Raw genomic sequence first — 22,823 nt, forward strand, 5'->3', positions numbered from 1 at the left:
CCCGCGAGCGTCGCACCAAAGTCACGGTGGACGCCGAACGCGACTCTGGAGTGACGTTCCGAAAAGCTAGCCGAGGATCAGGCCGGACGTCGGCACGCCGGTGCCGGCGGTGACGAGCACGTGCTCGACGTTCGGCACGGGGTTGACCGACGTTCCGCGCAGCTGCCGCACGCCCTCGGCGATGCCGTTCATACCGTGGATGTAGGCCTCACCGAGCTGGCCGCCGTGGGTGTTGATCGGCAGCCGTCCGCCGAGCTCCAACGCGCCGTCCTTGATGTAGTCCTTCGCATCGCCCTGCGCACAGAACCCCAACTCCTCCAACTGAATCAGCGTGAACGGAGTGAAGTGGTCGTAGAGGATCGCCGTCTGGATATCGGCCGGGCTCAGCCCGGACTGCTCCCATAGCTGCCTGCCCACCAGCCCCATCTCGGGCAGTCCGAGTTCGGGCCGGTAGTAGCTCGTCATCGAGTACTGATTCGGGCTCGACCCCTGCGCCGCCGCTTCGATGATGACAGGCCGGTGCTTCAAGTCTTTGGCCCGCTCCGGTGAGGTGATCACCAGTGCCACACCGCCATCGGTCTCCTGGCAGCAGTCGAGCAGCCGCAGCGGCTCGGCGATCCACCGTGAGGCCTGATGATCCTCGATGGTGATGGGCTTCTCGTAGAAGTACGCCTTCGGGTTGTTGGCCGCGTGCTTGCGGTCCGCGACCGACACCGCGCCGAAATCGCGGCTGGTCGCACCCGACAGATGCATATAGCGCTGGGCGATCATCGCCACCTGCGCCGCCGGCGTCGACAGCCCATGCGGGTAGGAGAACGAATTGTCCACGCCGGTGGAGTCGGAATTCTCGACCAGCCGCATCTGTACCTGGCCGAACCGCATCCCGGAGCGCTCGTTGAAAGCGCGGTATGCGACAACGCAATCCGCGACACCGGTGGCCACGGCAATGGCCGCCTGCTGCACGGTGGCGCAGGCCGCGCCACCGCCGTGGTGGATCTTGGAGAAGAACTTCAGGTCACCGATTCCGGTGGCCCGCGCAACGGCAACCTCGGTATTGGAGTCCATCGTGAAGGTGGTCATACCATCGACGTCGGCGGGGGTCAGGCCGGCGTCATCGAGCGCGTCCAGCACGGCCTCCGAGGCCAGCCGCAGCTCACTGCGACCAGAGTTCTTGGAGAAATCAGTCGCGCCGATACCGACGATCGCGGCCTTCCCCGACAGCTCGCCCGGCATCAGGCGGCCCCCACCGTGAGCGTGGCGTTGGCGATCACATGATCGCCAAGACTGTTGCTGCCCACGATCGCACATGTGATCAAACCGTCTTCCACTGCGGTGACCTCACCTGTGAACGTCACCGTGTCGTAGGCGTACCAGGGCACACCCAGGCGCAAACCTATCGACTTGATGACGGCGGTCGGCCCGGCCCAGTCGGTGATGAACCGCTGCACCAGACCGGTGTCGGTGAGGATGTTGACAAAGATGTCCTTGGAGCCCTTGGCTTGCGCCTTGTCTCGGTCGTGGTGCACATCCTGGAAATCCCGGGTGGCGATCGCCGTCGAGACGATGAACGTCGGGTCGCCGTAGAACTTGAGCTCGGGCAGCTTGGTGCCGACCTCAATAGCGGGCGCGCTCATTTGGCCGGCTCCCATGCGTAGTTGGTCCAGGCGGGGCCGACATCGTTGGCCGGGAAGTCGATATACAGTGCGCTAACCGGCATTCCGATCTCCACGGTCGAGGGGTCGACGTTGCGCAGCTCGCCGAGCATCTTCACGCCTTCCTCGAGCTCGACGAGGGCGATGACGAACGGCAGCGTGCGGCCAGGCACCTTGGGTGCGTGGTGCACCACGAAGCTGAAGACGGTGCCCTTTCCGCTGGCGACGACGTAGTCGGTCTCCTGCTCTTTGTCCAGCCACACCGCCGGAATCGGCGGATGCACCAGCGTGCCGTCATCTCGCTTCTGGATGCGTAACTCATGTGCGTTGACGCCGTCCCAGAAGAACTTGGTGTCCCGCGATGACGCCGGCCGCATTGCGGAATCCGCGTCAAGGTCATCGGGCACCGACGAAACGGCGGGCTCTTTAGCGCCATCCTTGTCAGCGGGGATGAATTTCATGATCCGCCACATCATTTCGGCGACATCCTCGTCGCCGACGGACCAGGTGATGGTCTGCGTGACGAAGAACGCCTCACCGAGGGCGGTGCGCTTCGGGCCGACCACATCGGTCAGCTCGGCGGCAACGCTGACCTCTTCACCCTGGCGGAGATACCGATGGTAGGTCTGCTCACAATTGGTGGCGACGACGCCGATATAGCCTGCCTCGTCAAACAATTCGAGGATCTTGCCCAGCGGATCGTCGTCGGGGCGAACGCCGCCGAGACCCATCATCGTCCAGACCTGGATCATCGCGGGCGGCGCGACGAGACCGGGATGGCCAGCCGCCTTGGCGGCATCCTCATCGAGGTAGATCGGGTTCTTGTCGCCGATCGCGTCGAGCCAGTGGTCGATCATCGGCTGGTTGACCGGATGCCGGCCGACCCGGGGCTTGCTCTTACCCTCGGCCTTGACCCGTTCAGCCGCAGCCTTGATGTCGTCGACTGCGCTCATCGGGGCACCCTCGGAACCTTCAGACCAGCGGCCGCGATCATTTCCCGCATCACTTCATTCACTCCGCCACCGAATGTGATCACCAAATTGCGTTTGGTCTGGCTGTCCAGCCACTGCAGCAGCTCAGCAGTTTCCGGATCCGCCGGATTCCCATGTGTACCAACAATTTCTTCGGCCAACCGGCCCGCGTACTGGATGCGCTCGGTGCCGAAAACCTTGGTGGCGGCCGCGTCCGCGACGTCGATGGTCTCCCCCGACGCCGCGACCTGCCAGTTGAGCAGCTCATTGATGCGCCACATCGCCTTGAGCTCGCCGAGCGAGCGCTTGACGTCGTCGTGGTCGAGGGGGGTGTCCCCCGTGCTACCGGGCTTGGACGCCCACGCGTGCACCCGGTCGTAGAGCGCCGCGAACCGCCCGGCCGGACCGAGCATGACCCGCTCGTTATTGAGCTGGGTGGTAATCAGCCGCCAGCCACCGTTCTCTTCACCGACCAGCATGTCTGCAGGCACCCGTACGTCGTTGTAGTACGTCGCGTTGGTGTGGTGGGCACCGTCGGACAGAATGACCGGCGTCCAGGAATACCCCGGATCCTTGGTGTCGACGATCAGGATCGAAATGCCCTTGTGTTTCACCGCATCGGGGTCCGTGCGGCAGGCCAGCCAGATGTAGTCGGCGTCGTGCCCGCCGGTAGTCCACATCTTCTGGCCGTTCACGATGTACTCGTCACCCTGCTTGATCGCCGTGGTGCGCAGCGACGCAAGGTCTGTACCGGCCTCCGGCTCGCTGTAACCGATGGCGAAATGCACGTCACCGGCCAGGATCGCGGGCAGGAACTTCTTCTTCTGAGCGTCGGTCCCGTACTGCTGCAACGTGGGTCCGACGGTCTGCAGAGTCACCGCGGGCAGCGGCACGTCGGCACGCTGGGCCTCGTTGACGAAGATCGACTGCTCGATTGGTCCGTAGCCGAGCCCGCCGTACTCCTTGGGCCAGCCGGCGCCCAGCTTTCCGTCGGAACCCATTCGTTTGATGATCGCCCGATAGGCCTCGTTATGCCGGTCGGACTCCATCGCCTGAGCTTCCTCAGGGGAAATGAGATTCGAAAAGTATTCGCGCAGTTCGGCTTGCAGCTGCTTCTGCTCGGGCGTCAGCTCGATAAACATTACGCTCCCACCAGTTCAAGGCGATGTTGTTGGCCACCCAATAGCCGGGTGAGGTCCTTGATCGACTCGTAGTACCGGTGCATCGGATAGGTGATGTCCATCCCCATGCCGCCGTGCAAATGGTGGCACAGTTGCATGACAGGCGGCGCCTGGGATGTCACCCAATAGCCGAGGACGTCAAGATCCTCGGCGGCATCGCGACCTTCGGACAGCAACCAGGACACCGACGTCGACGCGAGCGTGATCGTCCGCGAGGCGATGTAGATCTCCGCAAGCTGAGCGGCGACGGTCTGAAACGTCGACAACGGCTTGCCGAATTGGTGCCGGTTGGCGACGTAATCGGCGGTTAGCCGCAGCGCGCCCGCGACCAGACCGGACGCGTAGGCGCCGACGGCGGCCACCACCAGCTGACTCAGTCGGCGCACGGAATCACTGCCGCCCAACACATCTGCATCGGCGACCGGGGTGTCAGCGAACGCGACGACGTATTCGTCCGAGTGATTCGATGTCGGGGTCTTCGTCAAGCTCACACCCGGGGCCTTGGGCGAGACCACGACCACGCCGCTGTCGGTGCTGACAACGATCCACTCCGCCTGTTCCGCATAGGGAACGCCGACCTTGGTGCCGTTGAGTTTGCCGTCCGTCAGCCGCGAGGCGGGCCGCTCGGGCAGCGAGTGCCCCGGCTCGTTGAGCGCCGCGGTCAGCACCGCGCCCTCGGCCACGCCGGCCAAGTAGCGATCTTGCTGCTCGTCAGAAGCCAAGTCCAGCAAGGGAAGCAGGCCAAGACCCAGGGTCGCGAAGGCCGGGCTGACGTTGCCGAATCTACCGATCTGGGTGAGCGCCGACGTGATCTCGGCCAGCCCGAGTCCGTCACCGCCGAGCCGCTCCGGGACGCCGAACGCCACGATGCCGCCCGCGACCAGCGCGTCCCAGCTGTTGTCCCGTTCGAGCGCGGACGTCACCACATCGGTGACAGCCTGCTGCCCTTCGTCCGGACTGAAATCCACGAAGAATCCTCCTTGATTCGTTGCGGCCGGCGCGTTGCGCTCAGCTGGCTCCGGCGCCGGTGTAATCGACCTGCCAGTGCTTGATTCCGTTGAGCCAACCCGACATCAACCGCTCGGGTTCGCCAAGTGGTGTGAGATCGGGCATGTTGTCGGCAACGGCGTTGAAGATGAGGTTGATCGTCATCCTGGCGAGGTTCGCCCCGACGCAGTAGTGCACCCCGGTGCCACCGAAGCCCACGTGCGGGTTGGGGTTGCGCAGGATGTTGAACGTGTGCGGATCTTCGAAGACCTCTTCGTCGAAGTTGGCCGAGCGGTAGAACATGACCACCCGCTGGCCCTTCTTGATCTGCACGCCGGACAACTCGACATCTTCGGCGGCGGTGCGCTGGAAGGCGGTGACCGGCGTAGCCCAGCGGACGATCTCATCGGCAGCGGTCTCGGGGCGCTCCTTCTTGTAGAGCTCCCACTGGTCGGGGTTGTTCGCGAAGGCGATCATCCCGTGGGTGATCGAGTTGCGGGTGGTCTCGTTGCCGGCGACGGCCAGCATCATGACGAAGAAGCCGAACTCGTCGTCGGAGAGCTTCTCGCCGTCGATATCGGCGTTGATCAGCGCGGTGACGATATCGCCGCCGGGGTTCTTGGCCTTCACCTCGGCCATGTGCATGGCGTAGGCCAGCACCTCCATCGACGACTGCTTGGGGTCGACGTCGAATTCCTCGTCAGTGTTACCAGTCATCTCGTTCGACCAGCGGAACAGCTTGTCGCGATCCTCCTGGGGCACACCCAGCAAATCGGCGATAGCCTGCAGCGGCAGCTCGCAGGCCACCTGCTCGACGAAGTCCCCACTGCCCTGAGCGGCGGCCTCCTTGGCGATGTTCTGGGCCCGACGGTCGAGCTCGTCGCGCAGCTGATTGATCGCCCGCGGTGTGAAGCCCTTGGAGATGATTCGGCGCAACCGGTCGTGGTGCTCGCCGTCCATGTTGAGCAACATAATCTTTTGCACGTCGATGTCTTCGCGCGCCATCTCGTCCGGGAACTGCGGGATCGCAGTGTTGTCATTGCTGAGGAAGACGTCATTACGGCGCGAGACCTCCTTGACGTCCTTGTGCTTGGAGACGACCCAGTAGCCGCCGTCGTTGAAGCCACCCTTACCGATAGCCTGCTCGCACCACCAGATCGGCGCGACCCTGCGCAGCTCGGCGAGTTCCTCGACCGGCAGCCGCTGGACACAGAGGTCGGGGTCCAGGAAGTCGAAGCCGGACGGGATGTTGGGGGTTGGCATAGTCATGCGCTCCTCAATACGACGTGTTCTAGTGCCAATCAAAATGACGTGTTCTAGTGCCAGTAAAACATGGCTTCACCGCAGAAAAAAGGCACCGCGGCATCCTCGCTTGTCAGAGTAATGGAACGTGTTCTAGCCTGACGTCATGGGTAATCCTGTCATCGTCGAAGCCACCCGCAGCCCGATCGGTAAGCGGGGCGGTTGGCTGTCCGGACTGCATGCGACCGAATTGTTGGGCGCAGTTCAAAAGGCCGTGATCGACAAGGCCGGTATCGACGCCAACGAGGTCGAGCAGCTCATCGGTGGATGCGTCACCCAGTTCGGCGAGCAGTCCAACAACATCACCCGGGTGGCGTGGCTGACCGCGGGCTTGCCCGAGCAGATCGGCGCGACGACCGTCGATTGTCAGTGCGGCAGCGCGCAGCAGGCCAATCACCTGATTGCCGGCCTGATTGCCGCCGGCGCGATCGACGTCGGCATCGCCTGCGGTATCGAGGCGATGAGCCGGGTCGGCCTCGGCGCCAACGCCGGGCCGGATCGGTCGCTGATCCGCGCCGCGTCGTGGGATATCGATATGCCCGATCAGTTCACCGCGGCCGAGCGAATCGCCAAGCGCCGCGGCATCACCCGCGAAGACCTCGACCACCTAGGATTCCTCTCGCAGCAACGAGCCAAGCGAGCCTGGGATGAGCACCGCTTCGACCGGGAGATCTCCCCGATCGAGGCACCGGTGATCGACGAAAACAAGCAGCCCACCGCGGAGCGCCACTTCGTCAGCCGCGACCAGGGGCTGCGCGATACCACGATGGAAGGCCTCGCCGGGCTCCGCCCGGTGATGGAAGGCGCCATCCACACTGCGGGCACCTCGTCGCAGATCTCCGACGGTGCCGCGGCGGTGCTGTGGATGGACGAAGACAAGGCTCGCGCACTGGGACTGAAACCCCGCGCCCGGATCGTCAGCCAGGCCCTGGTCGGTTCCGAGACCTACTACCATCTCGACGGCCCGGTGCAGTCCACCCAACGGGTGCTGGACAAGGCCGGCATGAAGCTGGGCGATATCGACCTGGTCGAGATCAACGAGGCGTTCGCGTCAGTCGTGTTGAGCTGGGCCCAGGTCCACGACGCCGATATGGAGAAGGTCAACGTCAACGGCGGCGCCATCGCGCTGGGCCACCCCGTCGGCAGCACCGGTAGCCGGTTGATCACCACCGCGCTGCACGAGCTGGAGCGCACCGACAAGAGCACCGCCCTGATCACCATGTGCGCCGGCGGCGCGCTGTCGACCGGCACCATCATCGAGCGGATCTAGTGGCCGCAAGCGAGGAAGAGCGGATCGCGGCGGCCCTGGCCTATATCGAGGCATTGGCCAGCCACCGGGCTGACCAGGTGCCGTTCGCCCCGGGTTGCACGCGCGTCGAGGTCGGGCTCAAGACCGGCTTCTCCGGAAATCACCTGCGCCGCAGCCTCAATAACGGACCGCAGTACAAAGTGATCGCATCGGTCACCGAGCCAGAGTTCAGCGTGGTCGGTGACGAGGTCCACGCCCGCTTTGACCTCGTCACCAAACCCTCGCTGGCGGGACGACGTGTCGGCGCGCATATCGACGAGACGTTCTTGATTCCGGCCTCCGACGGCCTGATCCACCGTATTCGGGCGGACATCCGCCCGTTCCTGGCGCGATAGGTTCCTCCAATGACCAATACCCCTCGCCCCCTGAGCCCCAGGCAGATCAAGAACCTGAACTCCCCGTTCGCCGGCATAGCCATCAAATGGATGTCGAAGGCGAACACGTGGATCTTCAAGAAGACGAACGGGCGCTTCGGCGACAAATTCCTGCATGGCGCTGAGGTCGGCATCCTGACGACGACGGGACGCAAGTCCGGGCAGCTGCGCGAGAGCCCCCTGCTGTTCCTGCAGGAAGGGCAGCGGATCGTTCTCGTTGCGTCCCAAGGCGGCCGGGCGACCGACCCGATGTGGTATCTCAACCTCAAGGCCAATCCGGCCATCTCGTTCCGGACGAAGAAGGGCGTATTCCCGCTCGTCGCACGCGAGGCCACCGACGCCGAGCGCGATGAGTACTGGCCCAAGCTCGACGAGATGTATCCCGACTTCCCGAACTACCGGTCCTACACCGAGCGCAAGATCCCGATCATCATCTGCGACCCGGCCTGACGCTGCCGATGGGTTGCTGACCACTTCAACCACCTTTTCCCACAGTTCAACTACCCGTTGGCAGAGTTTGCTGGCTTGCGCTTATACTCGTGACTCCCGGCCGCCAGGCGGGCGTGCCGACGAGAGTTGGGTTGGGGAATCCATGCGGGGTTTGTTGGTCGGGCGGCACACACTTGCGACGGCCGTGGCGATCACGGCCGCAGCCGGCTTGATTGCGGCGACACCCCCGACGCCGGCCCAGTCCGACCAGGCCGTCACGCACCGAGCGGTCGCCTTGGCGGCTGTGCCCATCGTCGCGCCGGCCCGCGCCGCTACGCGGAAGCAGATTTCGGACTATCTGCCGACGATCGGGGCGACGGTCGCAGTAGTTGCCGGACTTGTTTCCGGTCCAGTCGGCGTTGTGTCAGTCGGAGTCGCACTCGTCTGGTCGCAGAGGGAATGGCTCGCCAAGCCCATCGCCAAGGCCGCCGAAGAGCTCAAGAGGCAGATCCTTCCGCCTCAATTCGATCGCGCGGTCGATGCCGTGACCCGTGTGCTGAGCGCACAGGGTGGGGTAATCACGACGCTGCTCCATGCGCAGCGCACAGCGAACCTGACGAACCTCGACAAGACGCTGACAACGCTCCAAGGCCGACTCGAACGGCGACAGAAGCTGACCGACGCGGAGTTCGAAAGGGCCAAGCTGAACCTCTCGAAGGCGCTCGGCGAGGTCTCGAAAACGCTGGGCGTTCAGCTGCACCCAGGCCAAGTCAACAGCTGGTTCGATCAGGCAGAAGGCCGCTTCGACAACAACTTCGACAAGCTGGAAGCCGCAGTTCAGACGTTTCACGAGGTCGTCACAGGCCAGCTCAACAGTCCCCAACAATCCGCATCCGGCCTGGCCAAACCGTCGGCCGCTGCCCGGTCCGCGCGGCAGGCGGGCAAGCCGACCGCGACGAACCGTACCGGCACAGCGACCAAGTCCACGTCCGCTCACGCGCGCAGCCCGCGCGCCGGCGGGTGATTCGCGAACGGCGATCCTGGGCACCTTCGCCTGAATCCACCGACGGGCGGTGGATTCAGGCTTAGGCCCCGAAGACCGGCAGCGGGGTCCGCGACTTCGCGATCAAGTCGCGGACCACCGGGCCGAGCTCGACGGGATCCCAGCGGGCGCCCTTGTCGATGGTCCCGCCGCGGTTCCAGCCTTCAGCCACCCGGATGATGCCACCCTCGACCTCGAAAACCTGGCCGGTGATGTCCTTGGACTCGACGCTGCCGAGCCAGACCAGCAGCGGCGAGACATTCTCCGGCGCCATGGCGTCGAAATCGCTGTCCTGCGTGGCCATCATGTCGGCGAAGACCGTCTCGGTCATCCGGGTGCGCGCCGACGGGGCGATGGCGTTGACGGTCACACCGAAGCGGCCCATCTCGGCGGCGGCGACCAACGTCAGCGCGGCGATACCGGCCTTGGCGGCGCTGTAGGTCGCCTGCCCGACGCTGCCCTGCAGCCCGGCACCCGAGCTGGTGTTGATGATCCGGGCGTCAACGGCATTGCCGGCTTTGGACTGCGCACGCCAGTAAGCGCCGGCGTGCTTCATGGTGGCGAAGTGCCCCTTGAGGTGCACGGCGGTGACAGCGTCGAACTCGTCTTCGGTGGCGTTGACGAACATCCGGTCCCGGACGATGCCGGCGTTGTTCACCAACACGTCGAGCCCACCGAAATTGTCCACGGCGGTCTGAATGAGTCCCTCGGCTTGCGCCCAGTCGGCGACGTTGGAGCCGTTGGCGACGGCTTCCCCACCGGCAGCGGTGATCTCGTCGACGACGCCTTGGGCGGCGCTACCGCCGCCGGCCGGTGAGCCGTCGAGGCCGACGCCGATGTCATTGACCACCACACGCGCGCCCTCAGCGGCGAATGCCAGTGCGTGTGCCCGCCCGAGGCCACCACCGGCACCCGTCACGATGACCACGCGACCGTCGAGAAGTCCCATTTGTCTTGTCTCCTTATTTGATGTCGGCAGTCGTGGTCGACAGGTAGTGCGGCGGTTCCCCGCCACCGTGTACCTCCAGCGACGCGCCACTGATGTAGGACGCCGCGGGAGAAGCCAAAAATGCGGTGGCCCAACCGATATCCTCGGGTTTGGCCAGCCTGCCCAGCGGCACGTTCTTCGAGATCGCCGCGATCGAATCGGCGTCACCGTAGAAGAGTTCGGATTGCTCGGTCTCGACCATGCCGACGACGACGCAGTTGACCCGGACCTTCGGAGCCCATTCCACGGCGAGCGTGGTGGTCATATTCTCCATACCGGCCTTGGCCGCGCCGTACGCGGCGGTGCCCGGGGTCGGGCGCCTGCCGCTCACGCTGGTGATGTTGATGATCGATCCGCCGGAGTCCTGTGCCTGCATCACCGCGTTGGCGTGTTGCGAAACCGACAGCGCGCCAAGCAGGTTGAGCTCGATGATCTTGAGGCTGAACTTCGCCGATGCGTCGGCGGCGAGGACGTACGGTGAGCCGCCCGCATTGTTGATGACGACATCGAGGCGACCGTGGTCGGCGACGATCCCGTCGATGAGCGCCTTCACGGCCTCGTCGTCGCGGATATCGCAGGCCCGGAACTCGTACGGGGAGCCCTCGACCGGACGGCGGGCACAGGTGACGACGGTGGCACCCTGTGCGGCGAAGACCGCACTGATGCCGGCACCGACACCTCGCACGCCGCCGGTCACGAGGACGACTCGGCCACTCAGTTGCAGGTTGATACCAGTGTCAGCCGCGTCGGTCACTGTGCTAGCGTACCAAGCAAGTGCTTGCTTAGGCACTCACCCCGTCAGGAAGTGGCTCAGGTATTCCGATGACCATTACCACCAGCACCGTCGAGCCGGGCATTGTCGCCGTCACGGTGAACTATCCGCCCGTCAACGCGATCCCCTCCCGGGGTTGGTTCGAACTCGGTGATGCGATCACCGCCGCGGGCCGCGACCGCAGCACCCACGTGGTGATCCTGCGTGCCGAGGGCCGCGGATTCAACGCCGGTGTCGACATCAAGGAGATGCAGAACACCGAGGGCTTCACCGCGCTGATCGACGCCAACCGTGGGTGCTTCCACGCCTTCCGCGCGGTGTACGAGTGCGAGGTGCCGGTGGTCGCGGCCGTCAACGGATTCTGCGTCGGCGGCGGCATCGGCCTGGTCGGCAACGCCGACGTGATCGTCGCGTCCGACGACGCGAAGTTCGGCCTGCCCGAGGTGGAGCGCGGTGCCCTCGGTGCGGCCACCCACCTGTCCCGCCTGGTGCCCCAGCACATGATGCGGCGGCTGTTCTTCACCGCCGCTACCGTGAGTGCCGAGACGCTGCACCACTTCGGGTCGGTGCACGAAGTGGTGCCCCGTGCCGATCTCGACGAGGCCGCGCTGCGGGTCGCCCGCGACATAGCCTCCAAGGACACCCGGGTGATCCGCGCTGCCAAGGAGGCGCTGAACCTCATCGACGTCCAGCCTGTCAATGCGAGATACCGCATGGAGCAGGGCTTTACGTTCGAGCTCAACCTGGCCGGCGTCTCCGACGAGCACCGCGACGCGTTCGCGGGAACCGACAAGGGGTCGAAATGAGCGATAAGAGAACAACTCTCGACGAGGCCGTATCGGTCGTCGAAAGCGGGATGACTATCGGCATCGGCGGCTGGGGTTCCCGGCGCAAGCCGATGGCCTTCATCCGCGCACTGCTGCGCACCGACGTCACCGACCTCACCGTCGTCACCTACGGCGGCCCCGATCTCGGCCTGCTCTGCTCGGCGGGCAAGGTCAAGCGCGTCTACTACGGCTTCGTGTCGCTGGATTCGCCGCCGTTCTACGACCCCTGGTTCGCCAAGGCGCGCACCGCGGGCGCGATCGAGTCGCGCGAGATGGACGAAGGCATGCTGCGTTGCGGGCTGCAAGCCGCCGCACAGCGGCTACCGTTCCTGCCGATCCGCGCGGGCCTGGGCAGCGACGTCCGGGCGTTCTGGGGTGACGAGCTCAAGACCGTCAAATCCCCGTATCCGACCGGCGATAACTACGAAGAGCTCGTCGCGATGCCTGCCCTGAACCTCGATGTCGCGTTCGCCCACCTGAATCTCGGTGATGCGCAGGGCAATGCCGCCTACACCGGCATCGACCCGTACTTCGATGACCTATTCCTGATGTCGGCACAGCAGCGCCTGCTGTCGGTCGAGAAGGTGGTGTCCACCGAAGAGCTGGTGAAATCCGTTCCGGTGCAAGCCTTGCTGATCAACCGGATGATGGTCGATAAGGTCGTGGAGGCACCCAACGGCGCCCACTTCACCACGGCCGAGCCCGACTACCGGCGCGACGAGAAATTCCAGCGGCACTACGCCGAAGCCGCGGCATCCGATGAGACCTGGGCCGAGTTCGTGACGACCTACCTGTCCGGTAGCGAGGCCGATTACCAAGCTGCCGTGCGTAAGTTCAAGGAGGAGCAGGCATGATCGCCGAGGCGAGCGAAGCGACGGGGGATCGATCCGCAACCCGCGCCGAGGTGTGCGCCGTCGCGTGCGCCGAATTGTTCCGCGACGCAGGCGAGATCATGGTCTCGCCGATGACCAATATCGTCTCCATCGGCGCCCGGTTGGCCCGCCTGACGTTCTCCCCCGACATCCTGATCACCGACGGTGAGGCTCGCATCTACGCCGACACCCCGGCGATGGGCGCCACCGGAGCCATCGAAGGCTGGATGCCGTTCGGCCGCGTCTTCGAGACGCTCTCGTGGGGCCGGCGCCATGTGGTGATGGGTGCCAACCAGATCGACCGCTACGGCAATCAGAACCTGTCGGCATTCGGCCCGCTGCAGCATCCGACACGGCAGATGTTCGGCGTGCGCGGCGCACCGGGCAACACCATCAACCACGCCACCAGCTACTGGGTCGGCAACCACTCCAAGCGGGTGTTCGGGGATTCTGTGGATATCGTCTCCGGAATCGGCTGGGACAAGGTTGATTCGGACAACCCGGCGTACCGCTTCGTCAACGTCTTCCGCGTGGTGACCAACCTGGGCGTGTTCGACTTCAACGGGCCCGACCATCAGATGCGGGCAGTGTCACTGCACCCCGGCGTGAGTCCCGAAGATGTCGCCGAGAACACCTCATTCGAGGTGCACGGCCTCGGTGACGCCGAGATCAGCCGCCTGCCATCCGCAGAAGAGCAGAAGCTGATCCAAGAAGTGATCGATCCAAAAGGTCTCAGGGACAAAGAGGTCCGATGACTCATCTGAAGACCCCGCTGACGGAGCTGATCGGGATTGAGCACCCCGTCGTGCAGACGGGTATGGGCTGGGTCGCTGGTGCGCGGCTGGTGTCGGCCACGTCCAATGCCGGCGGCCTGGGCATCCTGGCCTCGGCGACGATGACGATCGACGAGCTGGCGACCGCGATCAAGAAGGTCAAGGCCACCACCGACAAGCCGTTCGGGGTCAACATCCGTGCCGACGGTGCCGATGCCGGTGATCGCGTCGACCTGATGATCCGCGAGGGAGTCAAGGTCGCGTCCTTCGCGCTGGCGCCTAAGCAGGAACTGATCGCGAAGCTCAAAGAAGCCGGCTCGGTGGTGATTCCGTCGGTCGGTGCGGCCAAGCACGCTCGCAAGGTGGCGGGCTGGGGTGCCGACGCTGTGATCGTGCAGGGCGGCGAAGGAGGCGGCCACACCGGTCCGGTGGCGACCACATTGCTGCTGCCCTCGGTCCTCGACGCGGTCGACATCCCGGTGATCGCCGCGGGTGGCTTCTTCGACGGGCGTGGCCTGGCCGCGGCGCTGTCCTACGGCGCCGCGGGCGTCGCGATGGGCACCCGGTTCCTGCTGACCTCTGATTCCACGGTGCCCGAGGACGTCAAGCAGCGCTACCTCAAGGCCGCGCTTGACGGCACCGTCGTATCCACCCGGGTGGACGGCATGCCGCACCGCGTGCTGCGTACCGAACTCGTCGAGAAGCTCGAAAGCGGCTCACCGATCCGTGGTTTCACCGCGGCGGTGCGCAACGCGGCCAAGTTCAAGAAGATGTCGCAGATGACGTGGGCCGGGATGATCCGTGACGGCCTGGCGATGCGCCACGGCAAGGACCTCACCTGGTCGCAGGTGCTGATGGCCGCCAATACCCCGATGCTGCTGAAGGCCGGCCTGGTCGAAGGCAATACCGAAGCGGGCGTGCTGGCCTCGGGACAGGTCGCCGGGATCATCGAAAGCCTGCCGTCCTGCGCCGAGCTGGTGCCAACCATCGTCGCCGACGCCATCACACACCTGCAGGCTGCCGCCGCTTTCGTCGAGTAAAGCTATCTACTTCATTCGACCGTGCCACCTTGATCGGCGACGTCGTCGACTCGCGGCACGCCTCCGACCGCGGCCAACTCCATCGCCGCATCACCCAGACGCCGGCCGGCACTCCCCTGGCCTTCACCGTCAGCGACGAGTTCCAAGGCAGCTATCCGACGGTCGGCGACGCGATAGCCGCTGCCCTCGCAGTGCGGTTGGCACTGGCCCCGGAGATCGATGTGCGGTTCGGCATCGGCTGGGGTGAGGTGACTGTGCTCGACGCCGGTGCCGGCATTCAGGACGGTCCCGGGTGGTGGTCGGCGCGCGAAGCGATCGAGTGGACCGCGGCCGCCCAGCAGCAACCGGCGTTGGCGACCGTGCGCACGGCATACCGCCGCCACGGCGAGACCGGACCGGATCCCGACGCCGTCAACGCCGCCCTGTTATGTCGGGACCACCTGCTTGGATCAATGGATGCCCGGTCCCTGCGACTGCTTCGGGGACTACTCGACCAGAAGACGAAGAAGGAATTGGCGGATACGGAAGGGATCAGCGCCTCGGCGGTGTCGCAGCGGACAGCGCGCGACGGGCTAGATCTTTTGGTGCTCGCCACCCGAGACCTGCGAGCCGTCCGATGAGCGGTGTCGCCGTGTTCCTCATCGCCATCAGCTGTCGTGTGCGCACGCTGAACGAGTCGGCCGCAGGCAGGCCGCACCGCTGGCGGTGCTCATCGTGCTGTCGGGGGTGGGCTCGCCAGTGGCCGGGTTGGTCAAGGCCTGGATGTCCTGGGCTCCGGTGACTGGCCTCACGTCGGCCGATCCGACCCGGATCATGGTGGTGGCAAGCGTGATTCTGCTGCAGGTGGCCACCGCGACCGCGGTGGTGGCAGCCAAAAGCACCATCCGGTTCCCGGAGATCAATGCCCAAAAGGCCTGGGAAAACGGCGGTATCGGTATTGACGATGTCACCGAGTACTTCTTAGTGGGCAGCTTCGCCAGCTGGATCGTCGCGCTCGGCGGGCTGGCGCTCACGATGGCGGGCTAGGTTCGCGATTCGTCGTCGGTGAACGGCGTCGCCGTCATACCTTGTGGATCATGAAAATGAACGCCGCCATCCTGTGGGAGTACGGCCAAGACTGGAGCGTCGAAGAAGTCGAGCTCGATCCGCCGAAGGACGGCGAGGTGCTCGTCTCCTTCGAGGCCACCGGCCTGTGCCATTCCGATCATCACATCCGAGACGGTGACCTGGTGGCGCCGATCCCCCTGATCGGTGGGCACGAGGGTGCCGGCATCGTGCGGGAAGTCGGGCCGGGGGTGCGCGAGCTGCAGGTGGGCGATCACATCGTCGCCGCGTTCCTGCCCGCCTGCGGGCGCTGCCGCTGGTGTGCGACCGGCAAGTCGAACCTGTGTGACATGGGCGCCGAAATCCTGATGGGCCTGCAGCCCGACGGCACGTTCCGCAGGCACGCGCGCGGCCAAGATATCTACGCCGCAATCGGTTTGGGCACCTTTGCCCCCTACGGCACGGTGCCGGAGGCCTCGCTGGTCAAGATCGACGACGATATCCCGCTGACCCGAGCCTGCCTGCTCGGCTGCGGCGTCACCACCGGCTGGGGGTCGGCGGTCAACACGGCCGATGTCCGCCCCGGCGACACCGTGGTGGTGATCGGCTGCGGCGGTATCGGCAGCGGCGCCATCCAAGGGGCCCGACTGGCCGGCGCGGAGAAGATCATCGTGATCGACATCGTGGAGAGCAAGCGGGACAAGGCATTTCTCTTCGGCGCCACCCACTTCGCGACCTCGATCGCCGAAGGCACCGAACTGGTTCGCGAGCTGACCAAAGGGGTGATGGCCGATTCCGCGCTCTTGACCGTCGGGCTCGTCAAAGGCGAGATGATCAACGACGCGTTAGAACTCGTCAGCAAGGGTGGGGCTGTGGTGCTGACCGCACTGGCCGCGATGACCGATGTGACGCCGGTGCTGCCGATGACGATGTTCACGCTTTTCCAGAAGCGTCTGCTCGGCAGCCTGTACGGCCAGGCCAATCCGCGCGCCGACATCCCCAAGCTGCTCAGCCTCTACCGCGAGGGCAAGCTGCTGCTCGATGAGACCGTCACCCACGAGTACAAGCTGGGTGAGATCAACGACGCCTACGTCGATATGCTCGCCGGCCGCAACATCCGCGGCGTGGTCCTGCACGAGCACTGAGGCATCTGCCGCGATTGTGCGGCTTCATACGGCGGTGACGGCGGGCCGCGTATGAAACCGCACAATCGGCGAAAGTTGTTAGAGCCGCATCAGGTCTACATGTGCCGTGGCTGTGCACTTTGAGCAGCGAAAACACCTTCACGGAATCGGCGCGGAGACAGTTTGAAAGCATGACGGCCTCAATGTCTTTGAGTCACGAGTGCCGAAACCATTCCTCTGCGAACGATGGCGCGCGCTGTCTTGGTGGTATGCGAAATCAACCACCCGCGGGACGTCAAGCCTCGTCGTTCACCGCCGGTGCCTTCACGACGGCGATGCGATCTCGGCGGACCGCACCATCGATACGGCTCTGAATCTCGCCCAGTGCAGCCAGGACATCTGCCCGCGTCTTGAGCAATTCCTTGATCTCAGCTTCGGTGCGCTCCTTGATCGACTGTGTGTCGCGCTCTGCGGAGGCGACCATGTTCGCGACCTTGAGGCGGCCCTCCTTCTCAAGGGCGGCAATCTGAACCTCGGCCTGCTCCCACCGCGACTTGATCTGCTCTTCGAGGCGGCTGAGCGCCTCGCGGCGGCGTCGCTCGTCTTCCTCGGCGAGGTGGAGCTGCATCTCGCGGCGCCGACGCTCGGCCTCCTCGATTCCCTCGGCCAGCCGCGCGCGTTCGTCATAGGCGGCCTGCAGCACTTCCTCAGCCTGTGCTTTGGCCTCCAACAGAATCTGTTCCCGGCGGTCGGCGGTGGATGACTGGAGTTCAGCCAGCGCAGCGCTCGCGATGGCTCTGTCCTGACGGGCCGTCTCCAATTCGTCGCGCAACTCGCGGGTGAGCGACTCCGCCTCGTCACGGGCCATCGCCTTGGTTCGGCGAGCCTCGTCGGAGGCGACGCGCATCATCCGGGCGATCCGGTCCGACATGCCCTCAACTGAATCGATTGGCCCAGAAAGCCTTTGGATGTCGTTGCGCAGCTGGTCGATCTCGGCGTTGAGCCGTTCACGATCGGTCTCGGCATAAGTCGCGTTGCGTTCGAGGACGCGGACTTGATCCTCGAGCGATTCGATCTCACTGTGAAGGCGCGCGATGTAGTCGGTCACCTGGGCGCGATCGAACCCACGTATTTGCGCGTCCAGCGCGGGAATTGCTCTCGCCATCTGAGTCTCTCGTAAGCCTTAGTTTGGGATGCGGTTTATCCTACGTCACCGAGCGAGTGATGAGCCGAGTCCATTTCGACCGACGAATGCGCCCCATCATGGATCCATACGTCAAGCGTGGTTGGGGCCGGTGCCAAGGATGCGGTGCGAGCGGAATCCGCCTCGCCCCACGGTTGCTCGAGCGTGGTGAATGTGTCGTAGAAATGCTGCAGTTGCGCGACAACCTTGGCGCGCACGTGATTGAGCTCGTCCAATTTGGTGCTCGCAGCGGACAGCTGCGCATCAACCTGCCGCTGCACCGCGATCAAAGTCTCCTCGGCCTTCGCCCTGGCCTGGGCTACCGTCTCGGCGGCGTCGCGTGCCGCCTGTTCACGCAGTTGGGCAATCTCACTCAGAGCTTGCTCACCCTGCGTCTCGACATCTTCGCGCAATTTGGTGGCCCGTTGATAGTCGAGCTGGGCTTCGGCGAGAATTCCAGCGGCGTTCTCCTCGGCGTCTGTCCGTATTAACTCGGCCATTCGACGGGCCTCACCGCGAATCTCGTCGGCCTCCACGCTGGCCGCATTGAGAATCGCAGACAGCCGATCACCCAGAAAGCCGATGTCGTCGGGGATGGCCGATGCCACCTCGGTGAACCGCGCCGACATTGCCTCCAGTTCGGCCTGCGACCTGCCCAACTGGTCGTGGAGGATCGCCATCCGCGACTCCCCCGCCCGGGCCACCGCTCGCAACTCGCCGACCTGACCGTCGGGTCGTTCCATTTGCCGTGACATTCGTTTGAGTGCAAAACCCACGGACTCACGCTCTTGTCGTTGCAGGTGCGCGTCGCTAGAGGCCACGCGCGGCAGCGTAACACACCCTAAGTCTTTTGCAGACTGCAAGTCTTTTTATCCCCCACTGTTAGCGGTTGTTGTGGATAAGTGCGTCCGAAGGTTTCGCCAAATCGCCTGGGAACCGCCTTGAGAGACCCCCTGGACGCCGCACCTTCGCGCCATACTGGCGCGGGAAAACTCAGCCGCACGATCTCTCGTCGCAGAGATCGGTTGGACACAGGCTCATAACCACCTTCACATTTCCCTCTCCTGGTGTCGCCGTAGTCCGGATGCCGGGATTCGACCCTGGTAACCGCCGATGACGTGCCAAGGCAATACGCTGACATCCTCAAGCTGTGACGGCGAGCCTCTAAGGAACCGCACAATCGGCGAAAGTTATGAGAGCCGTTCGATGATGGTGACGTTGGCGGTGCCGCCACCCTCACACATGGTCTGCAAGCCGTAGCGGCCCCCGACGCGCTCGAGCTCATTGAGCATGGTGGCGAACAGCTTGGCACCGGTGGCCCCGAGCGGGTGGCCGAGTGCGATGGCACCGCCGTTGGGGTTGACCTTGGCCGGGTCGGCCTTGGTCTCCTTGATCCAGGCCTGCACCACGGGCGCGAACGCCTCGTTGATCTCGACGACGTCGATATCGTCGATCGTCAGGCCGGTTTTGGCGAGGGCGTACTTGGTCGCCGGGATCGGACCGGTGAGCATGAACACCGGATCGGCGCCGCGGGCGCTGATGTGGTGGATGCGGGCCCGCGGGGTCAGCTTGTGGGTCTTGACGGCCTCTTCGCTGGCCAACAGCACCGCGCTGGAACCATCGGAGATCTGGCTGGCCATCGCGGCGGTCAGACGGCCGCCGTCGACCAAGGTCTTGAGCCCGGCCATCTTCTCCAGCGAGGTCTCGCGTGGCCCCTCATCGGTGCGGAAGCCCTCGACGTCGAGGATCTCGTTCTCGAAGTGGCCGGCCCGGATAGCGGCCTGAGCACGCTGGTGGCTGGTCAGTGCGAACTGCTCCATATCCTCGCGGGAAATGCCCCACTTCTCGGCGATCATCTCCGCGCCGCGGAACTGCGAAATCTCCTGATCGCCATAACGATGCAGCCAGCTCTTCGACTCGTTGGTCGGAGAGGTAAACCCGTACTGCTCACCGGCGGTCATCGCCGACGAGATCGGGATCTGGCTCATGTTCTGCATACCGCCGGCGACGATCAGGTCTGCCGTCCCGGACATGATCGCCTGCGCACCAAACGAAATCGCCTGCTGGCTGGAGCCGCACTGGCGGTCGACGGTAACGCCGGGCACCTCTTCGGGGAAGCCCGCCGCCAGCCACGACAACCGCGCGATATTGCCGGCCTGCGGGCCGATGGCATCCACACAACCGGCGATCACATCGTCGACCGCGCTGGGATCGACATCAACTCGCTCGAACAATCCACGCCATGCGATGGCACCCAGATCCACCGGGTGGACACCGGCAAGCGAACCGTTGCGCTTCCCAATCGCGGTGCGTACGGCGTCAATGACGTATGCCTGTGATGCGGGGGCCATGTCGATCTCCTTAATCAATTGTTAGGCACGGCTATGCCGCCCAGGACGATGGCGAGGTATTGGCGGCCGACTTCCTCGGCTGTCAGCGGTCCGCCTGGCTGATACCAACGCACGGACACCCACGTTGTGTCCCGGATGAACCGGTAGACCACGTCGACGTCGATATCCGGGCGGAAGTACCCCTGCTTGACACCCTCGTTGAGCAGGTCGAGCCACATCTTGCGTTGTTCCTTGTTGCGCACGTCGACGAAGTCGAACTGCGGCAGCGACGACAGCCGCTTGGCCTCGTCCTGGTAGATCACCACCTGCGCGTGCCGGTCTTCGATGGCCTCGAACGACGCCATGAACAAGCCCTTGAGCCGCTCCAGAGGATTGGGCTCGGTGCCGATGACCCGCTGGTAGCGCTCGAACAGCCAGTCCAGGAAGTCACGCAGGACCTCCTCGACCATCTGCTCCTTGCTTTTGAAGTGGTGGTAGAGGCTGCCGGACAGGATGCCCGCCGAGTCGGCGATATCGCGCACAGTGGTTGCGCGCAAACCGCGTTCGGCGAACATCGTTGCGGCGAGCACCAGAAGCTCGTCGCGACGACTGACCGGCGGCTCGGTCATGCGCGTTGGCTCGACACCGAAATGACTTCGCCGGTCAGGTAGCTCGAGTAGTCGCTGGCCAGGAAGGCGATGGTGGCCGCCACCTCCCACGGCTCGGCGGCGCGGCCGAATGCTTCGCCTTCCGACAGCCGGTCCAGTAGGTCGGCCGAGCTGGTCTTCTCGAGGAACTTGTGCCGCGCGATGCTCGGGGAGACCGCGTTGATACGCACCCCGTACTCGACGGCTTCGATTGCGCTACACCGTGTCAGCGCCATCACACCGGCCTTGGCCGCGGCATAGTGCGACTGCGAATGCTGGGCCCGCCACCCCAGGACGCTGGCATTGTTGACGATCACGCCGCCGTGGCCGGCGTCACGGAAATAACGCAGCGCCGCGCGAGTCGCGCGCATCACCGACGACAGCGTCACATTGAACACCCGGTCCCACTCGTCATCGGTCATATCGATCACCGGGGTCTGGCCGCCAAGTCCGGCATTGTTCACCAGAACATCGAGACGGCCGGCCTTCTCGACGGTCGACGCGATCAACGCGTCCACCGCCATTGTCGACGTCACGTCACAGACCACCGCGTCGACCTTGCCGAGGCCGAGGCCAGCCAGTGCGTCTCGGGTCTCGCCCAGGCGGCGTTCGTGGTAGTCGGAGATCACGACGTCCGCACCCTCGAGAAGAGCCCGGCGCGCGGTCGTGGAGCCGATGCCGGTGCCGGCCGCTGCGGTGACCAGCACGACCTTGCCCTTGAGCAGGCCGTGGCCCTCAATCTCGTTGGGGACCTCCGACAATGACGCCACTAGCCCTTCACCTCTCTCGGCAGACCGAGCACCCGCTCGGCGATGATGTTGCGCTGAATCTCGTTGGAGCCGCCGTAGATCGTGTCCGAGCGGGAGAACAGGTACAGCCGCTGCCACTCGTCGAATTCCCCGTCGGACAGCAGCAGGCCGGAGCGACCCTTGATATCCATCGCGAGCTCGCCGAGATCGCGATGCCAGTTGGCCCACAACAACTTCGACACGTTGTCCTGGCCGGGTTGTTCGACATCCATCGTCGCCATCGCATAGGACCGCATTGTCTGCAGCCCGGCCCAGGACCGGACCAGCCGCTCCCGGATCAGCGGATCCTCGATCGCGCCGGTGGTCTTGGCCAGTTCGGTGATACCGGAAAGCTCACGGGCATAACGGATCTGCTGACCCAGTGTGGACACCCCACGCTCGAAGGTCAGCGTTCCCATCGCCACCCGCCAGCCGTCGCCCGGCTCGCCAACCACCAGGTTGGCGTCGGTGCGCGCATCGGTGAAGAACACCTCGTTGAATTCCGAGTCGCCGGTCAGCTGGATGATCGGGCGGATCTCCACGCCCGGCTGATCCAGCGGCACCAGCAGGTAGGACAACCCGGCGTGGCGCTTGGAGCCCTTCTCGGTACGGGCCACCACGAAGCACCACTGCGCCCAGTGCGCCAGTGATGTCCACACCTTCTGGCCATTGATGAGCCACTGCCCACTCTCCTCATCCAGGACGGCCGCCGTGGACACGTTGGCCAGATCACTGCCCGCGCCCGGCTCCGAATATCCCTGAGACCACAGCTCGGTGACATCGAGGATCTTGGGCAGGAACCGCTGCTGCTGTTCGGGCGTGCCGAATGCGATCAGGGTGGGCCCGAGCAGTTCCTCGCCTAAGTGGTTGACCTTGTCGGGGGCGTTGGCTTTTGCGTACTCCTCGTAGAACGCCACCCGGTGCGCGACGGACAGGCCGCGGCCGCCGTGCTCGACCGGCCAGCCCAGGCAGGTCAGGCCCGCCGCTGCCAGATGCCGGTTCCACGCGAGACGCTCTTCGAAGGCTTCATGCTCCCGACCCGGGCCGCCGAGGCCCTTGAGCGCGGCATATTCACCGACGAGATTGTCGGCCAGCCACTCGCGGACCTCCGCCCGGAACTCCTCGACCGTGATCACCCTTGTAGGCTAACCTACCAAGCACTTGCTTTGTTAGCCCGGGCGACGCTTC

The 22,823-nt window shown here is 64.8% G+C and carries 24 protein-coding genes and 1 pseudogene; 11 read left to right on the forward strand and 14 right to left on the reverse strand.

Annotated features, from left to right (window positions below):
- Window positions 1-66: 66 nt before the first annotated feature.
- From G6N13_RS05240 to G6N13_RS05265, 6 genes are read right to left on the reverse strand one after another with little or no spacing between them, the layout of a single operon-like run.
- Window positions 67-1,233: a 17-hydroxy-3-oxo-4-pregnene-20-carboxyl-CoA lyase gene (locus G6N13_RS05240; protein WP_163695091.1), complete on the reverse strand. Its 1,167-nt coding sequence runs from the start codon at window positions 1,231-1,233 to the stop codon at window positions 67-69.
- Window positions 1,233-1,634, reverse strand: a complete 402-nt coding sequence (locus G6N13_RS05245) for a MaoC family dehydratase (protein WP_163695092.1) — start codon at window positions 1,632-1,634, stop codon at window positions 1,233-1,235. Before G6N13_RS05245 ends, G6N13_RS05240 begins: the two co-directional genes overlap by 1 nt.
- Window positions 1,631-2,605 carry a bifunctional MaoC family dehydratase N-terminal/OB-fold nucleic acid binding domain-containing protein gene (locus G6N13_RS05250; protein ID WP_163695093.1) on the reverse strand — a complete coding sequence of 325 codons (975 nt, stop codon included), beginning with the start codon at window positions 2,603-2,605 and terminating at the stop codon, window positions 1,631-1,633. The genes G6N13_RS05245 and G6N13_RS05250 overlap by 4 nt, the downstream gene beginning before the upstream one ends.
- Window positions 2,602-3,765, reverse strand: coding sequence for an acyl-CoA dehydrogenase FadE29 (gene fadE29 / locus G6N13_RS05255; RefSeq protein ID WP_163695094.1), 1,164 nt, complete (start codon window positions 3,763-3,765; stop codon window positions 2,602-2,604). The genes G6N13_RS05250 and fadE29 overlap by 4 nt, the downstream gene beginning before the upstream one ends.
- Window positions 3,765-4,772: an acyl-CoA dehydrogenase family protein gene (locus G6N13_RS05260; protein ID WP_163695095.1), complete on the reverse strand. Its 1,008-nt coding sequence runs from the start codon at window positions 4,770-4,772 to the stop codon at window positions 3,765-3,767. Before G6N13_RS05260 ends, fadE29 begins: the two co-directional genes overlap by 1 nt.
- Window positions 4,773-4,812: 40 nt before the next feature.
- Window positions 4,813-6,054, reverse strand: a complete 1,242-nt coding sequence (locus G6N13_RS05265; RefSeq protein WP_163701741.1) for a cytochrome P450 — start codon at window positions 6,052-6,054, stop codon at window positions 4,813-4,815.
- Between the two features lie 145 nt (window positions 6,055-6,199).
- Here G6N13_RS05265 and G6N13_RS05270 point away from each other — a divergent pair, with 145 nt between their 5' ends.
- From G6N13_RS05270 to G6N13_RS05285, 4 genes are all read left to right on the forward strand, one after another.
- Window positions 6,200-7,363: a steroid 3-ketoacyl-CoA thiolase gene (locus tag G6N13_RS05270; protein WP_163695096.1), complete on the forward strand. Its 1,164-nt coding sequence runs from the start codon at window positions 6,200-6,202 to the stop codon at window positions 7,361-7,363.
- A complete protein-coding gene (locus G6N13_RS05275) occupies window positions 7,363-7,737 on the forward strand; it encodes a DUF8021 domain-containing protein (protein WP_163695097.1) in 375 nt (124 codons plus the stop codon). The genes G6N13_RS05270 and G6N13_RS05275 overlap by 1 nt, the downstream gene beginning before the upstream one ends.
- 9 nt (window positions 7,738-7,746) lie before the next feature.
- Window positions 7,747-8,226, forward strand: a complete 480-nt coding sequence (locus G6N13_RS05280) for a nitroreductase family deazaflavin-dependent oxidoreductase (protein ID WP_163695098.1) — start codon at window positions 7,747-7,749, stop codon at window positions 8,224-8,226.
- A gap of 184 nt (window positions 8,227-8,410) precedes the next feature.
- Window positions 8,411-9,229 (forward strand): hypothetical protein, encoded by an 819-nt coding sequence (locus G6N13_RS05285; protein WP_220096771.1) that lies wholly within the window; start codon window positions 8,411-8,413, stop codon window positions 9,227-9,229.
- A gap of 61 nt (window positions 9,230-9,290) precedes the next feature.
- Here G6N13_RS05285 and G6N13_RS05290 read toward each other — a convergent pair whose 3' ends face one another.
- Both G6N13_RS05290 and G6N13_RS05295 read right to left on the reverse strand, forming a co-directional pair.
- Window positions 9,291-10,196 (reverse strand): SDR family oxidoreductase, encoded by a 906-nt coding sequence (locus tag G6N13_RS05290; protein ID WP_163695100.1) that lies wholly within the window; start codon window positions 10,194-10,196, stop codon window positions 9,291-9,293.
- A gap of 13 nt (window positions 10,197-10,209) precedes the next feature.
- Window positions 10,210-10,989, reverse strand: coding sequence for an SDR family oxidoreductase (locus tag G6N13_RS05295; protein ID WP_163695101.1), 780 nt, complete (start codon window positions 10,987-10,989; stop codon window positions 10,210-10,212).
- A gap of 68 nt (window positions 10,990-11,057) precedes the next feature.
- Between G6N13_RS05295 and echA20 the strand changes: the two genes are divergently transcribed.
- From echA20 to G6N13_RS05330, 7 genes and pseudogenes are all read left to right on the forward strand, one after another.
- The gene (gene echA20, locus G6N13_RS05300; protein ID WP_163695102.1) at window positions 11,058-11,813 is read left to right on the forward strand and encodes a (7aS)-7a-methyl-1,5-dioxo-2,3,5,6,7,7a-hexahydro-1H-indene-carboxyl-CoA hydrolase; all 756 of its coding nucleotides are present in this window, start codon (window positions 11,058-11,060) and stop codon (window positions 11,811-11,813) included.
- A complete protein-coding gene (gene ipdA / locus G6N13_RS05305; protein ID WP_163695103.1) occupies window positions 11,810-12,688 on the forward strand; it encodes a cholesterol ring-cleaving hydrolase subunit IpdA in 879 nt (292 codons plus the stop codon). The genes echA20 and ipdA overlap by 4 nt, the downstream gene beginning before the upstream one ends.
- A complete protein-coding gene (ipdB, locus tag G6N13_RS05310) occupies window positions 12,685-13,461 on the forward strand; it encodes a cholesterol ring-cleaving hydrolase subunit IpdB (protein WP_163695104.1) in 777 nt (258 codons plus the stop codon). The genes ipdA and ipdB overlap by 4 nt, the downstream gene beginning before the upstream one ends.
- Window positions 13,458-14,519, forward strand: a complete 1,062-nt coding sequence (ipdC, locus tag G6N13_RS05315) for a (3aS,4S,5R,7aS)-5-hydroxy-7a-methyl-1-oxo-octahydro-1H-indene-4-carboxyl-CoA dehydrogenase (RefSeq protein WP_163695105.1) — start codon at window positions 13,458-13,460, stop codon at window positions 14,517-14,519. The genes ipdB and ipdC overlap by 4 nt, the downstream gene beginning before the upstream one ends.
- A gap of 29 nt (window positions 14,520-14,548) precedes the next feature.
- Entirely contained in the window at window positions 14,549-15,139 is a 591-nt protein-coding gene (locus tag G6N13_RS05320) for a SatD family protein (protein ID WP_163695106.1), read from the forward strand.
- 37 nt (window positions 15,140-15,176) lie between these two features.
- Window positions 15,177-15,545, forward strand: a pseudogene (locus tag G6N13_RS05325) (hypothetical protein); the annotation flags it as partial.
- Window positions 15,546-15,595: 50 nt separating this feature from the next.
- On the forward strand, window positions 15,596-16,708 hold the full coding sequence (locus tag G6N13_RS05330) for an NDMA-dependent alcohol dehydrogenase (protein ID WP_163695107.1): 1,113 nt from the start codon (window positions 15,596-15,598) through the stop codon (window positions 16,706-16,708).
- 274 nt (window positions 16,709-16,982) lie between these two features.
- On the opposite strand, the gene G6N13_RS05335 is transcribed toward G6N13_RS05330, so the two are convergent.
- From G6N13_RS05335 to ipdE1, 6 genes are all read right to left on the reverse strand, one after another.
- Window positions 16,983-17,795 (reverse strand): coiled-coil domain-containing protein, encoded by an 813-nt coding sequence (locus tag G6N13_RS05335; protein WP_235677939.1) that lies wholly within the window; start codon window positions 17,793-17,795, stop codon window positions 16,983-16,985.
- A gap of 92 nt (window positions 17,796-17,887) precedes the next feature.
- On the reverse strand, window positions 17,888-18,613 hold the full coding sequence (locus G6N13_RS05340; protein WP_163695109.1) for a V-type ATP synthase subunit E family protein: 726 nt from the start codon (window positions 18,611-18,613) through the stop codon (window positions 17,888-17,890).
- 447 nt (window positions 18,614-19,060) lie between these two features.
- Window positions 19,061-20,221 carry a steroid 3-ketoacyl-CoA thiolase FadA6 gene (gene fadA6 / locus G6N13_RS05345; RefSeq protein ID WP_163695110.1) on the reverse strand — a complete coding sequence of 387 codons (1,161 nt, stop codon included), beginning with the start codon at window positions 20,219-20,221 and terminating at the stop codon, window positions 19,061-19,063.
- A 14-nt stretch (window positions 20,222-20,235) separates the two neighbouring features.
- Window positions 20,236-20,829, reverse strand: a complete 594-nt coding sequence (kstR2, locus tag G6N13_RS05350; protein WP_163695111.1) for a TetR family transcriptional regulator KstR2 — start codon at window positions 20,827-20,829, stop codon at window positions 20,236-20,238.
- Window positions 20,826-21,617: a (5R,7aS)-5-hydroxy-7a-methyl-1-oxo-2,3,5,6,7,7a-hexahydro-1H-indene-carboxyl-CoA reductase gene (ipdF, locus tag G6N13_RS05355; protein WP_163695112.1), complete on the reverse strand. Its 792-nt coding sequence runs from the start codon at window positions 21,615-21,617 to the stop codon at window positions 20,826-20,828. Before ipdF ends, kstR2 begins: the two co-directional genes overlap by 4 nt.
- Entirely contained in the window at window positions 21,617-22,771 is a 1,155-nt protein-coding gene (ipdE1, locus tag G6N13_RS05360; protein WP_163695113.1) for an acyl-CoA dehydrogenase IpdE1, read from the reverse strand. The genes ipdF and ipdE1 overlap by 1 nt, the downstream gene beginning before the upstream one ends.
- Window positions 22,772-22,823 lie beyond the last annotated feature (52 nt).

The organism is Mycolicibacterium sarraceniae (assembly GCF_010731875.1).
Taxonomy (GTDB): domain Bacteria; phylum Actinomycetota; class Actinomycetes; order Mycobacteriales; family Mycobacteriaceae; genus Mycobacterium; species Mycobacterium sarraceniae.